16 protein-coding genes and 2 tRNA genes are annotated in these 14,897 nt (G+C 69.9%); 6 read left to right on the top strand and 12 right to left on the bottom strand.

The window, feature by feature from the left end; translation table 11 throughout:
• The first annotated feature begins 72 nt into the window (after positions 1 to 72).
• On the top strand, positions 73 to 3,696 hold the full coding sequence (locus ACTWPV_RS43020) for a S8 family serine peptidase (RefSeq protein ID WP_443156190.1): 3,624 nt from the start codon (positions 73 to 75) through the stop codon (positions 3,694 to 3,696).
• Here ACTWPV_RS43020 and ACTWPV_RS43025 read toward each other — a convergent pair whose 3' ends face one another.
• Positions 3,697 to 4,695, bottom strand: coding sequence for a helix-turn-helix domain-containing protein (locus ACTWPV_RS43025; RefSeq protein WP_443156191.1), 999 nt, complete (start codon positions 4,693 to 4,695; stop codon positions 3,697 to 3,699).
• Positions 4,696 to 4,870: 175 nt separating this feature from the next.
• Here ACTWPV_RS43025 and ACTWPV_RS43030 point away from each other — a divergent pair, with 175 nt between their 5' ends.
• Entirely contained in the window at positions 4,871 to 6,913 is a 2,043-nt protein-coding gene (locus tag ACTWPV_RS43030) for a cellulose binding domain-containing protein (protein ID WP_443156192.1), read from the top strand.
• A 6-nt stretch (positions 6,914 to 6,919) separates the two neighbouring features.
• On the opposite strand, the gene ACTWPV_RS43035 is transcribed toward ACTWPV_RS43030, so the two are convergent.
• From ACTWPV_RS43035 to ACTWPV_RS43055, 5 genes are read right to left on the bottom strand one after another with little or no spacing between them, the layout of a single operon-like run.
• The gene (locus ACTWPV_RS43035) at positions 6,920 to 7,057 is read right to left on the bottom strand and encodes a hypothetical protein (protein WP_443156193.1); all 138 of its coding nucleotides are present in this window, start codon (positions 7,055 to 7,057) and stop codon (positions 6,920 to 6,922) included.
• Positions 7,033 to 7,914: a CU044_5270 family protein gene (locus tag ACTWPV_RS43040; RefSeq protein WP_443156194.1), complete on the bottom strand. Its 882-nt coding sequence runs from the start codon at positions 7,912 to 7,914 to the stop codon at positions 7,033 to 7,035. The genes ACTWPV_RS43035 and ACTWPV_RS43040 overlap by 25 nt, the downstream gene beginning before the upstream one ends.
• The gene (locus tag ACTWPV_RS43045) at positions 7,907 to 8,479 is read right to left on the bottom strand and encodes an RNA polymerase sigma factor (protein WP_443156195.1); all 573 of its coding nucleotides are present in this window, start codon (positions 8,477 to 8,479) and stop codon (positions 7,907 to 7,909) included. The genes ACTWPV_RS43040 and ACTWPV_RS43045 overlap by 8 nt, the downstream gene beginning before the upstream one ends.
• On the bottom strand, positions 8,476 to 8,820 hold the full coding sequence (locus ACTWPV_RS43050; protein WP_443156196.1) for a hypothetical protein: 345 nt from the start codon (positions 8,818 to 8,820) through the stop codon (positions 8,476 to 8,478). Before ACTWPV_RS43050 ends, ACTWPV_RS43045 begins: the two co-directional genes overlap by 4 nt.
• On the bottom strand, positions 8,793 to 8,942 hold the full coding sequence (locus tag ACTWPV_RS43055; RefSeq protein ID WP_443156197.1) for a hypothetical protein: 150 nt from the start codon (positions 8,940 to 8,942) through the stop codon (positions 8,793 to 8,795). The genes ACTWPV_RS43050 and ACTWPV_RS43055 overlap by 28 nt, the downstream gene beginning before the upstream one ends.
• A gap of 197 nt (positions 8,943 to 9,139) precedes the next feature.
• Between ACTWPV_RS43055 and ACTWPV_RS43060 the strand changes: the two genes are divergently transcribed.
• Positions 9,140 to 9,511 carry a hypothetical protein gene (locus ACTWPV_RS43060; RefSeq protein ID WP_443156198.1) on the top strand — a complete coding sequence of 124 codons (372 nt, stop codon included), beginning with the start codon at positions 9,140 to 9,142 and terminating at the stop codon, positions 9,509 to 9,511.
• A 44-nt stretch (positions 9,512 to 9,555) separates the two neighbouring features.
• Here ACTWPV_RS43060 and ACTWPV_RS43065 read toward each other — a convergent pair whose 3' ends face one another.
• The 3 genes from ACTWPV_RS43065 to ACTWPV_RS43075 are packed head-to-tail and all read right to left on the bottom strand — an operon-like array spanning position 9,556 to position 10,810.
• Positions 9,556 to 10,095 (bottom strand): YceI family protein, encoded by a 540-nt coding sequence (locus tag ACTWPV_RS43065; RefSeq protein WP_443156199.1) that lies wholly within the window; start codon positions 10,093 to 10,095, stop codon positions 9,556 to 9,558.
• Positions 10,096 to 10,107: 12 nt separating this feature from the next.
• Entirely contained in the window at positions 10,108 to 10,680 is a 573-nt protein-coding gene (locus ACTWPV_RS43070; RefSeq protein WP_347650173.1) for a dihydrofolate reductase family protein, read from the bottom strand.
• Positions 10,673 to 10,810, bottom strand: coding sequence for a hypothetical protein (locus tag ACTWPV_RS43075; RefSeq protein ID WP_443156200.1), 138 nt, complete (start codon positions 10,808 to 10,810; stop codon positions 10,673 to 10,675). Before ACTWPV_RS43075 ends, ACTWPV_RS43070 begins: the two co-directional genes overlap by 8 nt.
• Positions 10,811 to 10,899: 89 nt before the next feature.
• On the opposite strand from ACTWPV_RS43075, the gene ACTWPV_RS43080 reads away from it, so the two are divergent.
• Complete coding sequence (locus ACTWPV_RS43080; protein WP_443156201.1) at positions 10,900 to 12,003, top strand: helix-turn-helix transcriptional regulator; 1,104 nt, start codon at positions 10,900 to 10,902, stop codon at positions 12,001 to 12,003.
• Positions 12,004 to 12,175: 172 nt separating this feature from the next.
• Here ACTWPV_RS43080 and ACTWPV_RS43085 read toward each other — a convergent pair whose 3' ends face one another.
• Positions 12,176 to 12,433, bottom strand: coding sequence for a hypothetical protein (locus tag ACTWPV_RS43085; protein ID WP_443156202.1), 258 nt, complete (start codon positions 12,431 to 12,433; stop codon positions 12,176 to 12,178).
• Between the two features lie 653 nt (positions 12,434 to 13,086).
• Here ACTWPV_RS43085 and ACTWPV_RS43090 point away from each other — a divergent pair.
• Together ACTWPV_RS43090 and ACTWPV_RS43095 are read left to right on the top strand one after the other, a co-directional pair.
• Positions 13,087 to 13,605 (top strand): hypothetical protein, encoded by a 519-nt coding sequence (locus ACTWPV_RS43090; protein WP_443156203.1) that lies wholly within the window; start codon positions 13,087 to 13,089, stop codon positions 13,603 to 13,605.
• Between the two features lie 276 nt (positions 13,606 to 13,881).
• Entirely contained in the window at positions 13,882 to 14,583 is a 702-nt protein-coding gene (locus tag ACTWPV_RS43095) for an AAA family ATPase (protein WP_443156204.1), read from the top strand.
• A gap of 153 nt (positions 14,584 to 14,736) precedes the next feature.
• Here the strand turns inward: ACTWPV_RS43095 and ACTWPV_RS43100 are convergent.
• Positions 14,737 to 14,810 (bottom strand) — tRNA-Phe (locus ACTWPV_RS43100).
• Between the two features lie 5 nt (positions 14,811 to 14,815).
• Positions 14,816 to 14,890 (bottom strand) — tRNA-Asp (locus tag ACTWPV_RS43105).
• Between the last annotated feature and the right edge of the window lie 7 nt (positions 14,891 to 14,897).

Consider the following 14,897-nt stretch of genomic DNA (forward strand, 5'->3'; position numbering starts at 1 on the left):
GAACAGGCGCGATGCTCCATTCTCATGAACGAGTGAAACCCGGGTCACCCCCACAGACAGATCGGTTCGTTCATGCGATGGATCACCCGCCTCGCCGCCGTCGGCGCGGGCCTGGCGATGATTGCCGTACCGGTGCCCGCGCACGCCGCGGCACCCGAGCCGGCGGCCGGCTCAGACCCGCACCGGGTGACGTTGATCACCGGTGACGTGGTGACGGTCCAGGAGTTCGCGGGCGGCAAGCGCGCGGCGACCGTGCAGCCCGGCAAGGGCCGCGAGGACGTCAGGTTCTTCACCAAGGAGGAGAACGGCGACCTCGTGGTCACCCCCGCCGACATGGTCCCCTACCTCTCGCAGGGGCTCATGGACCAACGGCTGTTCTCGGTCGGCGACCTGATCGAGCAGGGGTACGACGACGAGAGCAGCGACGTCCTGCCGCTGATTCTGGCGTACAAGGAGAGCAAGCAGGCCGTCACGCTGAAGAGCGTCAACGCGCGCACCCTGCGGGCGGACAAGGACGCGCTGCCCGTGCTCTGGGGAGCCGAGCGCGCCGGAGCTCGCGGAGGCGAGCCGCGGCTGCGCGACGGGCTGGCCAAGATCTGGCTCGACGGGAAGGTCACCGCGTCGCTGGAGCACAGCGTCCCGCAGGTGGGAGCGCCGCAGGCCTGGCAGGACGGGTACGACGGCAAGGGGGTGAAGGTCGCCGTCCTGGACACCGGGATCGACGAGGCCCACCCCGACGTCGCGGCCAAGGTCACCGAGACCCGCAACTTCACCGACGACCCCTCGGCCAAGGACGAGCACGGCCACGGCACCCACGTCGCCGCCACGGTCGCGGCCACCGGCGAGGCGTCCGGCGGGCTGCGCAAGGGCGTCGCGCCCGGCGCGGAGCTGGTCATCGGAAAGGTGCTGGACGCCGACGGCCGCGGCTTGGAGTCGCAGGTCCTCGCGGGCATGGAGTGGGCCGCGCGGGAGAACGGCGCCGACATCGTCAACATGAGCCTCGGCGGCGGCCCCACCGACGGCACCGACCCGCTCAGCAAGGCGGTGGACGTGCTGACCGAGGAGACCGGCAGCCTGTTCGTCATCGCCGCGGGCAACGACGGCGACGACTACTCGGTGGGCTCGCCGGGAGCCGCCACCTCGGCGCTGACCGTCGGCGCGGTCGACAGGAACGACGCGCTGGCGCCGTTCTCCAGCCGCGGCCCGCGCCTGGACGAGGCGCTCAAGCCGGACATCACCGCCCCGGGCGTGGACATCGTCGCCGCGCGGGCGGCGGGCACCGGGCTGGGCACGCCGGTCGACGACCGGTACACGAAGTTGTCGGGCACGTCGATGGCCACGCCGCACGTGGCGGGCGCGGCGGCGGTGCTGGCCCAGCGCCACCCGGAGTGGAAGGCCGGGCAGCTCAAGGACGCCCTGGTGTCCACGGCGAAGACCGTCGAGGGACAGACGCCGTACGAGCAGGGCGGTGGCCGCCTCGACGTGGCCCGCGCCGTGCGGCAGGCGGTCTCGGCCACCGCGTCGCTCAGCATGGGCGTGCACGAGGACGGCGGCGCCGGCACCCCCGGCGGCACCATCACCTACACCAACACCGGTGAGGAGCCCGTCTCGCTGACGGTCGCCGCCACGCTGAGCAACCTGGACGGCGACGCCCCAGGCGAGGGAGCCGTGAACCTGTCGGCGACGACCCTCACGGTGGGCGCCGGGGCGAGCGCGACCGTCGAGACCACCGTGGACCTCACCAAGCTGGTGCACGGCAGGCATGTCGGCTACGTCACCGCCACCACGGCGGACGGCTCGGTGGCCGCGCACACCACGCTCGCGCTGACCCGGCGCGGCAAGATTCACAAGGTGCACTTCACCGGCGTCGAGCGGGACGGCAGCCCCGCCCGCGTGCCGCTGATCACCATGTACGGCGCCGCCGCCAGGGACGACGCCTTGGGCTACATCCTGCGCGAGCAGGAGGGCTGGACGGCGGAGGTGCCGGAGGGCACGTACCACATGCAGGCGATCATGGGTGAGACGAACGACGAGCTGCCCGTCGACTCCCTCGTCCTCAACCCCGAACTGCCGGTCACGTCGGACATGGAGATCGTGCTCGACGCCAGGACCGCCGTGCCCATCGAGATCAGGACCTCTCAGGAGGTGATGCAGGAGGGCATCTCCACCTACTTCACCCACCGCACGTACGGCTCCCGCACGATCACGCTGGCCTCGATGAACTTCCCCTCGGTCGACGGGCTCGCGGTCACCCCCACCGCGCCGGTGCGCAACGGCACCTTCGAGTTCTCCTCGCGCTGGCAGCTGGCCGCGCCCCGGGTGAGCGCCCGGCTGGGCCGCGACGCGCTGGTGGTCCGCCCTGCGATCCGCTCGCCGGAGATCGACGGCAGGAAGCGCTGGCCGCTGGTCGACGGCGGCTCGGGCGACGTGAGCGGGATCGACGTCAAGGGCAAGGCGGTCGTCGTCACCAGCTCGTCGTTCGGCGACTGGACGAGCAAGCTGAAGGACATCGCCGCGGCCGGCGCGGCGGCGGTGGTCGTCGTCGGGCCCGACGGCCGGGCCATGTGGCAGCCGTGGACGCCGGCAGGCGACCGCGACCCGCTGCCCACGCTGCTGATCACGCACGACCGCGGCCAGGCGCTGCTGGACAGGACGCGCGCCGGCCGTGCCGTGCTCGACGTGACCGGCCAGTTCGCGACCCCCTACCTGTACGAGGTCATGCAGGTCTCCTCCGGCCGGGTGCCCGAGCGGATCGTGCACGAGGTCAGCTGGCGCAACACCGCCAGGGTCGACGCCGGCTATCAGGAGTCCGGCGGCGGCTCGTACGGCAAGGACCAGCGGTTCGGCTGGCGGCCGTGGCAGACGTACGACCTGGGCCTGCAGATGGAGACGCAGCGTGTGGTGCGCACCCCGCTGCGCAGGGCCGAGTACGTCAGCTCGGGCGACACCCGGTGGCAGCACGTGGTCCAGCACACGCTCACCTGGGAGTCGAGCAGCCGGCTGCGCGGCGGCCTGACCGACCAGCCGAGGACGTACCGGGCGGGCGAGATCGCCAGCGAACGGTGGTTCGCCCCTGTCGTACGCCCGGCCGTGACGGCCGCCACCCGCACGGGGGACGTGCTGTCGGTGCAGGTGCCCGAGTTCGTCGACGCCGACGGCCACTACGGCAACGCGGGCGGGAGCAACGACAAGGACACCACCGCGGCCCGCGTCTACCGCGACGGCGAGCTGGTGGAGGAGCGCAAGAACCTGCGGGGCGACATCGCCGCCGTGGAGGGTGACGCCGAGTACCGCCTGGAGCTGTCCACGACCCGGACCTCGGAGGAGTGGCGCTACGCCACGGCCACCGAGAGCTCCTGGACGTTCAGGTCCGCCCGGCCGGCGGACGAGCAGCGGCTGCCGCTGCTCGGCGTGGACTACGACGTGCCCGCCGACCTGGAAGGGAAGGTGCACCGTGCGCTGCCGGTCGCGCTGGGCTTCACCGCGCGGGACGCGAGGAAGCTGACCGCGGAGATGTCGTATGACGACGGCAGGACCTGGCGCAAGCTGCCGCTCCTCCCCCTCGGCCAGGGCCGGTACAAGGCGCTCGTCTCGCATCGCAAGACCGGAACCGGGGTGTCGCTGAGGGTCGTCGCGACCGGCGCCTCGGGCGAGCGGTTCGAGCAGACCGTCACCCGGGCGTACGGGGTGAAGTAGTCACAACCAGCGCTCGCGGGCCGCATGCCAGGCAAGTTGCATCCTGGTCTGCGCGCCCGCGAGCCGCATCAGGTGGTAGACGCGGCGCTGCACCGTACGCAGGCTGAGCCCGAGCTGGCTGGCGATCGACTTCTCCGGTACCCCGGCGACCAGCAGCGAGAGCAGGTAGAGCTCGTCGGCGTCCAGGGGGCAGCCGGGCGCGCTGTCGGTGACCTGCCCGTCCTCCAGGAACCTGATCGGCGTGGCCCGCTCCCACTGGGCCTCGAACAACGCGATCAGCGCCTCCAGCAGGCTGCTCCCGCGCACGAGGGCGGCGGTCGGCTCGGTGGTCCGGCCGGCGTACTGCACCAGGGGGAGCAGCGCGGTGGACCGGTCGGCGATCATCATCCGCACGGGCAGGAAGCGCACGGCCCGTGCCTGCTCGCCCAGCTTGATGCCGAACGCCACGTTGGCCACCATCCCGGGCTCCTCCAGCAGGGCCCGCTCGTAGATGACCCGGTAGGCCACGCCGCGGCCGAGCGCCTCGAGCTCCTCGGTGTTGTCCGTGGACGGCATCACGACGTGCCCGGCCCGGCAGAAGTACATGACCTCCTCGCGGGCGCTGTCCTGGAGGTGGCGTACCTGCTCGCGCAGCGCGGCCCGGCTCGGCAGCACCTCGATCAGCCGGTCGGCGTCGCTGCGGCGCAGGCTCGCGCGATATTCCTCGGCGAGCTGGTCGACCGCCTGCCGGGCCCAGTCGATCGTCTCCTGCTGCCGCACCAGGCGCGGCCCGAGCGCGATCTCGGGCGCGACCGGCGCGAACCTGCGCCCCGCGCCGCCCGCGCCGCCCGCGACCTCGCGGACGAGCCCCATGCCCTCCATGGACGCCAGCGCGGCGGCCGCGGCCTCCCGCGTGAGGTCCAGTTCCTCGGCCAGCCCGGTCAGATCCGCCTCGCCGGCCCGTACGAGTAACCGGTACGCCCGCTCCTCCACCTCGCCCAGCCCGGCAACCTCCAGCATGTCCCCCATGATGACATGCACACCAAAGGGCACATATGCTCACATATGGTGCATTCGCCCAGTGAAAGTTTCATCGCCGGTTGACGAGCCCGCCGCCCGCCGCTCATGATCATGATGCCTCCTGGTCAGGAGGAGGCGTCGAGTGATGACCACTGTCCACGGGCGAGGTGCACCGATGCCGACCACCCTGCTGCGGGCCGCGTCCGCGCTCCTGCTGACGCTGACCGCGCTCAACACCCCCACCGCGTACGCCGGCGCCGCACCCGTCGAGGTGACCGTCAACGCGCGCGCCGCCCTCGCCGGCGTCCCCGAGACGGGCATCGGCACCAACCATGCCATCTGGGACACCCACCTGGGCTCCGACGAGACCGCCGACCTGTTGAAGGACGCGGGCGTGAAACTGCTGCGCTACCCCGGCGGCTCCTACTCCGACATCTACCACTGGGCCGACCACACCGCCCCGGGCGGCTACGTCGCGCCTGACACCGACTTCGACACCTTCATGCGCGGCGTACGGCGCACCGGCGCCCAGGCGATGGTGACCGCCAACTACGGGACGGGAACGGCGGAAGAAGCCGCGGCCTGGGTGCGGCACGCCAACGTCACCAAGGACTACGGCATCACGTACTGGGAGATCGGCAACGAGATCTACGGCAACGGCCACTACGGGGCCGCGTGGGAGGCCGACGACCACCCCGACAAGAGCCCCGCCGAGTACGCCCGCCACGTCGTCGCCTACTCCGACGCGATGAAGGCCGTCGACCCGGACATCAAGATCGGTGCGGTGCTGACCACGCCCGCGAACTGGCCCGACGCGATCGTGGCCGAGGGCGACGCCGGCAGCTGGAACGAGGTCGTCCTGTCGGCCGCCGGCTCCAAGATCGACTTCGTGGTCCTGCACTGGTATCCCGGCGCCCTCGACCGGGTGGGCCACGTACCCGACATGATCCAGCTCACCCGCGAGCAGATCGCCCGGAACGCGGGGCCGGACGCGGGCCGGATCGGCATCGCGATGACCGAGTTCAACACCGGTTCGAGCAGCAACGGCACCAACACCCAGCCCGGCGCGCTGGCCGCCGCCGACTCCTACGCGACGCTGCTGGCGAACGGGGTGTTCACGGTCGACTGGTGGAACGTCCACAACGGCATCGGCGCCGTCACCGAGGTCGAGGGGCACACCGACTACGGCGACTTCGGCCTGCTGTCGAGCGCGGCCTGCACGTCCGACGGGAGCGTCTGCGAGCCGCCGCTGAACACGCCCTTCGCGCCCTACCACGCGCTGCGGATGACGAGCGCGTTCGCCCGGCCCGGCGACCAGTTCGTCAGCGCGGCGACCGACGAGCCCGCCGTCACCGCGCACGCCGTCCGCCGGCCCGGCGGCGACCTCGCCGTCCTGCTGATCAACACCTCGTCCGGCACGTCCCACCCCGTGACCATCGACTACGAGGGCTACACGCCCGCCGCCGGGCCGCCCACCGTGCTGACCCACACCAACGGCGCCACGTCCATCACCACCACGACCACGGGCAGCGCCACCGCCCAGACCCTCCCGCCCCTCTCGCTGACCACGCTCGTCCTGCACCCGGAGACACCCGAGTCCGGCCGCCCCGGCGCGCCCGGGCAACCCACCGCCTCCGCCGTGACCGCCACCACCGCCACCATCACCTGGCCGCGCGCCACAGCCGGCTCGCGCCCGATCGCCAAGTACGAGCTGCACCGCCGGCACGGCGCCGTCACCGAGCAGCTCGGCGAGACCGGCGGCACGTCGTTCACCGTGGACAACCTCGAACCGGGCACCCGCTACACGGTCAACGTGATCGCCCGCGACAGCGGCGGCGGCCTGTCCTGGTCATCCCCGCCGCTGACGTTCACGACCACGACGCCCGCCACCGGCTCCTGCACGGCGCGGCTGAGCGTCCAGTCCGACTGGGCCAGCGGCTACGTAGGCGCCATCGACATCACCAACAACGGCGCCCCCGTGAACGGCTGGACCCTGACCTTCTCCTGGCCCAGGTCGTGGCAGAGCCTGGGCAGCGGCTGGGGCGGCGTCTGGACGGAGGACGGGCGCGAGGTCAAGGTCGTCAACGAACCCGGCGCCGGCACGCTCGCCACCGGCGCGTCGACCTCGATCGGCTTCGTCGGCAACTACAGCGGCCCGAACGTGCTGCCCTCCGTCTTCAAGCTCAACGGAGCGGTCTGCACGTCCGGGCCGCTGTGACGCCGGTCAGCCGACGGCGTAGACACGGGTGATCGTCTGGGTCAGCCCGGCGCCGTCCGCACTCGTCACCGCCGCCCGCAGGGAGACGAACCCGGCCGCGTCGGGCTTGCGTACCTCCGCTACCGGGGCAGGTGATCCGTCCACTCGGCGGTCAGCCGGTAGGAGCTCCGGCTCCCCAGGCTGCTTCCGTCGTTGCCCTGGACGACGTTGGCGCGGCTCACCCGCGAGGTCTCGGGATCCACGACCAGATTGATCTCCCCCACCTTCGTGGGGATCGAGAGGGCCTCGCCGCCCTCGACCGCGCCCCGGTTCTCGACACCCGGCAGGTCGGCGAGCGCCCGGAATGCCGCCGCGCGCACATCCGAAGGCGCCGGCATCGACGTGATCAGCGCAGCGAGCCTGTGGACGACGGCGAAGCGCTCCTGATCGGCCGCCGTCATGCCGAGATCCTCGAGCTCCTCGGCCGCCGCCGGGGTGAGCTCCTCACGTTCATGGGTCTCGCGGATCCAGGTCGTCAACCTCCCGGGATCGGCCGGCAACGCCTGGAGCTCCTCCCACGTCAGCTCCGCGTCCCCCAGGACGAACAGTTGCGGCCGGTCGGGCCCCACCTCGTGGGGATTGGCAGGCGTGCCCTTGGACCAGCGCCCGCCGTCGCGGCTGACCCAGTTCTCCACGACCAGGTCGCTGCCTTCCGCCTCCGCTCTGGTGTACCAGTACTTTCCTGAGCCCTCGGGCGCGCTTTCCGCACTCGTGGCCGCCACGAGCAGAACCTCCCTGCCCGAGCCCGGCGCGGAGGTCGTGCCGACCACCGCCACCCCGACCACCAGCGCGATCACCGCCGCGGCGGCGGCCATGCCGAAACCCGGCAGGAGCCATCCGTAGCGCCGGCGCGGGCTCTCGCCCATCCTCGCCAGCAGCCGGTTCCTGCTGCGCAGCTCCACCTCGCGGGGCGGCTCGGGCTTGGCCAGCACGGTGGCGAGCGGCCTCAATTCGTCATCCATGGACGGACTCCTTGTCGATGATGGCGTGGAACTTCGCACGCGCCCGGCTGAGCCGTGAACCCACCGTGCCCGGGGAGATGCCGAGCGCCTGGGCCACCTCGTCGTAGCCGAGCTGGCCCAGCGCCACGAGCAGCAGAACGTCACGCTCGCCCTTGGACAGCGTGGCCAGCGCCTGCGCCAGGCGGGGCTGCATACGCTGCGCGGAGACCGAGGTGACCACGCTGTTCTCGGGGCCCTCCGCCGCCGGCTCCGGCGCCATCCGGGACAGCGCCCTGTAGTGACGCGCCTCCTTGCGCCGGTGCCTGGCGACCAGGTTGGTGGCGATGCCGAACAACCAGGGCCGCAGCCCGCCGCGTGCAGGGTCGAACCGGTCCCGCTGGTCGAAGGCCAGCAGAAAGGTCTCGGCCGCTATGTCCTCGGCGGCCTGCGTGTCCAGCCGGCCCGCCACGTACAGGTAGATGTCACGGAAGTACCGATCGTGCACCTCGGTGAACCGATCGGAGTTCCTGCGGTACTGGGCGACGAGTTCGGCGTCGGTCACTTGCTCGCCCAGGTCGGCGGTCACGTCGCCGTCTCCGTCATGAGCATGCCTCCGGGTCGCGGACAAAGGTCACCCATCCTTCGCCGCAAACCAGGATCGTCTTCCCGCCGCACCGCGAACCGGCTATCCCGCCGGCTCCCACATCTCCAGCAGCTGTCCAGCCACAGATCCGCTCCGGCGACCGACTCCTGCTCCCGGTGCAGCATCGCGAACTCGTCCCAGGTGAGGTGGACCGGCCGTCCCATGGCCCGCTCCCGCGCGCACCCGTACGCCACCTCCAGGCGCACCACCAGCAGGTCCCGCAGTGATGCCCGGTAGACCGCAAGCGTCTCCTCGTTCAGCACGTCGGCGATGACGACGTCCATCCCGGCGGCGAGCGCACGTCGTCCACGTCGATGAAGGCGCATCGGGCGCGTGTGCCCGCGACCCGCCGCCCCACCGTGCTCTTGCCCGCCGCCGGAGGCCCGGACAGCACCAGGACCTGCATGCCCGCACTCCTCACCACGCTTCGCAACCTTGTGCAGGGAGATCATGAAAGGTCCGGAGAGCACTAGCATGGCCGCCATGCATCCGCCCGGCCCGCACCACCCGTGGAACCAGCCTCCTCCACTCGCCCCTCATGGAGTGCCTCACGGGGGCCCTCCGGCAGGCCCTCATGGCGGTCAAGCGCAGCTCGTCCTCGACGTGAAGCGGCACTGGATGGGCTTCATGCTCGCCATGATCACCCCCAAGATCATCCTGAACGGCCAGCCGATGCTGGGCCGGTGGGGCCGCAACGTGATCCCGCTCCCGCCCGGCCAGTACCACCTTCACGTCCACCTGCCCTACCTGCTTCCCGCACAGATCGGCCCCGCGGACTTCACTCTCTGGCTCCAGCCCGGGATGGCGTTCGAGATCGAATACCGCGCCCCCGTGTTCGCCTACGCCCGGGGCGCCCTCGGCCCCGCCCCCCAACCGTGGAACGGCCAGGGCTGCACGATCGCCCTGCTGGTGGTCGCGGGCGGGCTGGCGCTCCTGTTCCTGCTGATCCTCATCTCGATACTCTCGCTCGGCTAGAGCCACCGCGCTGGAAGGCATGCCTGGCGACGGCAGACCGTGATTCAGCGTACGGCCTGGATGTCGAGCAGGACGGTGACCTTGTCGCCGACGACGACCTTCTCGCCCTCCCCCACGGCGCCCACACCGAAATCGGAGCGGCGGATCGTCGTCGCCGCCGAGAAGCCGATCCGCTGCTCGCCCTGCAGGCCGGTCTCGTCGAAACCGAGAAACTCGACCCCCATGGCGATGTCGCGCGTGACGCCGCGGATCGTCAGCTTCCCGCAGATTTCGAAAAGCCCGTCATTCTCGGTCAGGCCGGTACCTTCGAAGACCATATGGGGGAACCGGTCGATGTCGAAGAAGTTGGCGGACCGTAAGTCGTCGTCACGCATCCGGACCCCGGTGTTCACCGAGCTCATGGCGACCGTGGCGGTCGCGGAGCAGTCGCTCGGCCGTGCGGCGGTGGTCACGGAACCGGTGAACTCCTCGAAGGTTCCGCGCACCTTGCCCATCAGATGACGGATCGAGAACCCGACCGTGCTGTGCATCGGATCGATGGTCCAGGTCCCTGCGGGAACCTTGTCGAGAGCAACGGTCGTCACTGAATCTCCTTCTCAACGAACTATGCGGTATCTCAAGTGCGTGGCGTTGCGACCTTCGAGCCGGCGGACCGGCTCCAGCTCGATGTGACCGAGGCCCGTCTCCTCGAACAGCCGGCGGCCACCTCCCAGCAGCACGGGGACAAGGTGCAGCTCCAGCTCGTCGAGTTGACCGGCCGCCAGCAACGCCTGCGCGGCACCCGCCCCGTGCACCAGGACCGCACGGCCTCGCGAGGCTTCCCTGGCCTCGGCGGCGCACACGTTGACGTCGGTGTAGAACTTCGCGCTGCCAGGTGGCACGTCACCCTCGTCGACGTGGTGGGTCAGCACGTGGATCGGCACGCCGTCGTGATGATCGCCTTGCCACCTGCCCGCCAGCTCGAACGTACGGCGTCCCGAGATCACGGCGCCGGTGGCCAGAGCCTCGCGGTACACCTGCCCGTTGACCCCGGCGGACCTCCGCTCGTCGAGCCAGTTGAACAGCCGCCCACCACCGCGCCCGAGTTCCTGGCCCTCCCGGTCGTCCGGCCCGGCGATGAAACCGTCGACGGACATGGCCATGTACAGACGGAGCGGCGCGTCAGCCATCGCAGGCACCTTTCTCGTCCGGCAGGTCGAACATGGTGATCGGCGTCCGGGGCACGCTCCCGGCCGCCTCGTGGAACGCCGGCGATCGCCTGAGGTCTGCGACTCGCAGCCCGACGTGCAAAGTCTCCATCGTGACTCCTCCCGCTTACGCGACCAGCATTCCTCGACCGCGGTGTTCGGGGGTATCCCATATTTCTGGGGGTCCGGCTACGCTGGACCATGGTCCACGACCAGGCGATGCGCGGACGGATCCGCGACGACCTCGTACAACTGGTTCATCGCGGCATGTCCGTGAAGCACTACTGGCGCGCGGTGAGCGATGCCCTGGATGTCGCGGTGCCGTCGGCGGGCACCTGCCTGATGACCATGGACCCGGCCACCATGCTGCCGACGGCGGAGTTCGTCGAGAACGGGCTGACCGCGGACTCGATCAGCCGGCTCGTCGACATCGAGTTGCGCGAACCGGATTACACCAAGTGGGTCGACATGGCGCGCACCCGCACAGCGGCGGCGAGCCTGAGCGAGGCCACCGCAGGCGATCTCGACCTCAGTCGCCGCCAGCGAGAGGTCCGGCGTCCCGGAGGCTATTCCGACGAGCTCCGGATCGTCCTCTCCAACAGCACCGGTACGTGGGGCGCTCTCACCGTGTTCCGCGAGACGGGCAGCCCGCACTTCTCGCTGCCTGAGGTCCGGCTCCTCTCGTCGCTGACCGGGTTGATCTCCGACGGACTGCGCCGGGCGCTCCTCCTGGATGATGCCTGTGCCGACCGCCCTGACACCGGGATGCTCGTGCTGGATCCCGACGACGGTGTCGACCTCGCCAATCGGGAGGCCGAACACTGGGTCGACGAACTCGGCATCGGCGAACGAGCCGGCACCAGACTGCCGCTCGTGATCCGCTCCGTCGCCGGCCAGGCTCGTGCCATCGCCGACGGCAGCATGCGGGTCTCCGGCATCGGGCTGGCCCGGGCGCGCGTCCGCACCCGTACGGGCCGTTGGCTGATCGTCCGGGCGTCCCTGCTGGGAGAGGGACCGCTGGCGCCGGTCGCCGTGCTGCTCGAAGCGGCCCGACCAGCAGAGATGGCGCCTCTACTGGCCGACATGTACGGCCTGACGGAGCGGGAGAAACGGGTCACCGAACTCGTCGCGCAAGGCCTGCCGACACGGCAGATCGCCAACCGGCTTCACATGACGACCTACACCGTTCAGGACCATCTGAAGTCGATCTTCGCCAAGTCCGGCACCGGTTCCCGGGGTGACCTGGTCGCCCGCCTGTTCTTCGACCAGCGCGCCACGTCCCTGACCGCTTCGCCGGCCCCGTAGGCTCCAGTCGCTCGCCGAACAGGTCACGCATGAGCTGCACGGCGACGCCGACCTGACCGTCCCATGGCGGGAGATGCTCACCACGGTGGACCGGGCACCGCTGCTGGCCCACTGGCCGTCATGCACACCTCCGTCTCCGCGTATCCTGCCGCCGGTCTCGAGATGCTCATCCTTATCGGCGGGCTGGCCCTGTGGTGGCTGCCCTACCTCGGCGGCTCTCGACGAGCGCCATGACGCCGATGACGATCAGCGCGATCGAGCCGGCCATGGAGATGAAGAGCCCGTCGCTGACCCACCTGACGATGAGCTCGTCAGAACTCCTGACGGTGTCCATCCAGCTGATCCCGCAGAGCATCACGCCGATCACGCCAGGTACGATCTCGGCCTCGTTCGTCGTCCTGCCCGCGACCAGCGCCGTGACCGCGAACATGGCACCCACCCACGCGACAAGGAACGGCCCCGCATGGGCAGCGTCGAATCCGGTCACATCCTCGAACCCCTCAGACCCCGTATAGGTCTGGCTCCACGGAAGGAAGCCGCCGACCGCGACCACGACTGACGAGACCAGGGCACAACCGGCGAGTGTCCGGTTAGGGGTCGGTGCAGGTGGTGGTGACCATCCCATCGGGGGCGGCACTGGCTGGCCCTGCCGGCCCGGAGGGTACGGCGGGCGGCCTGGGGGCGGAGGCATCTGCATGGATCGTGATGGTAGACGAGCTCGATATAGGTCTGCTTTAACGCGGAACTGACCATCACGTCGCGTCGCGCGGCGAAGCGCTGAAGCGCATTTTTTGCGCTCCCTAATAGAGCCACTTCTCGCCGCGGCGGTGCCTCGTAGGCTCCGTTTCCTCACCGCTACGGCTACTGTCGTAAGCCTGGCCCCCGCAGGATCCAGCGCCCGTATGCCGGCCATGTGCCCTGGATATACCGAGCTCGTATAGAGTTTCTTCGGCGCAAAACTCAATGAACGCCCGAAAGAAATGATTCGTCATGACCGGCGGCCTGACCGCACTCCTCAATAGTGTCTTCCGATCGGTCAATAATTGTCCGTGCAGAAATTCCTTGCACGGTGAAGGAGAATCAGTGCGACCCCTCACGCGACTCCGGGTTCCCACGATCGGAGTGGCTCTCACCACCGCCCTCGGGGCGGGGCTGCTCATGGCGCCCGCCGCGCACGCCGCACCCGACCAGAAAATCAGCTACGTCAAGCGGGTCAGGCCGGTCCAGTCCGTGATCACCTATGTCGCGATCAAGGACCACCGCGGCCGGAAGTACCCGATCAAGGTGACCACCACCTGGGCCTACAAGTCCTCCAAGTCCGCGCAGCTGCGGTCCATCGTGATCCGCGAGAACGGCTTCCCCAAGGGCGGATGCATCTTTCCTGACCTATACTTCGCGAACGCGAACGACTGGAAGGCCCAGCGGGGCCGATACGGCAAGATCTGCGACGGCGGTTCCAAGGCATATTCGGTCATGAGGACGGTCAAAGTACGCAGCCGCAGCACCTTCGGGCAGCTCTGGATCCGGACTCCCAACCCGAGTCACCCTGGCTGCTGCGGAGCGCGGCAGTACACCATCCAGTACAACCTCGCCAAGCGCTGAGCTCACTCCTCAGCCCGTGCTATGGGGCAAAGTCAGCCGCGGTCCACGGCCATGCCGGCGCTGTCGCCTATAGTGGCGGCATGGGTTGCTTCGCCGCTATGAACATCCGCGCCGCCGCCTAGCGGCGGTATCGCGGTTGCCGTGAACCGCGGCCTCATTGCCTGCCCCCGCTGGGGTCAGTGCCAGGGCGTACCGCCGGATCAGAGTCCCGCCGGCAGCCGATCGCGTGTCTCGCTGCGCTGCCGGATCGTCCTGCGTGATCCGAGGAGCACATCCATGCCGCAGCAGTTCCATCCCATGCGCCAAGATCCTTTCTCTCGCGCGTCCGAGGCACTCGTCGCCGTCACCGACAAGCTGGCCGCAGCCACCGCGAAAGCGAAGCCGAACCACGACGTGCGGCCCGAACCCGCCAAGCTTTTCCTGATGGTCGGGCTCCCCGGCGCTGGAAAGACCACCCGCGCCGAAGAACTCGCCGCGACGCACCGCGCACTGCGGCTCACCCCGGACGAGTGGATGATCTCCCTGTTCGACGGGTCGCAGCCCAACGGCAAGCGCGACATCCTAGAAGGACGGCTCATCGCACTAGCCCTGCAAGCGCTGCACGTGGGCACCAACGTCGTGCTCGACTTCGGGCTCTGGAGCCGCGACGAACGGTCGGCACTGCGCTGGCTGGCAACATCGTCCGGGGCAGCCTGCCAAGTCGTCTACCTGCCCACCGACAAGGACGTCCAGCGCGCTCGGATCGCACACCGCCAGGCAACCGCACCGCACACGACGTTTCCGATGAGCGAGGCGGACATCGACGCATGGCGGAAGCAGTTCCAGGCACCAGATGCCGCCGAACTCGGCGGCGGTGACATCCCCGACCCGCCGCCGGGGTGCCTGGGCTGGCCGGAGTGGGCCGCGGACCGATGGCCCTCGCTTGCACACGGCAATGACTCCGATGCGCCGGGGCGACGTCGGCCGGCGGCCGAATGACCGATCCGTCGGGCACCGGTAAGAGTGTGTCCACGCCTCGGCGAAACCTGGAAGTCGCGGGTACGGGAACCGTACGACGACGTTGCCGTCAGGGGACATGAAAACGCCCCGGAGCGATGATCGCTACGGGGCATTCTTGCTGGTCGTGTGAGGTGGTCAGGGGCGGGGTCGAACCGCCGACCTTCCGCTTTTCAGGCGGACGCTCGTACCAACTGAGCTACCTGACCCAGAGCGGTCCTGACGGGACTTGAACCCGCGACCTCCACCTTGACAGGGTGGCGAGCACTCCAAACTGCTCTACAGGACCTTGCGTT

It is taken from the genome of Nonomuraea sp. KM88, from assembly GCF_052245635.1.
In the GTDB taxonomy this organism is placed as follows: Bacteria; Actinomycetota; Actinomycetes; order Streptosporangiales; family Streptosporangiaceae; genus Nonomuraea.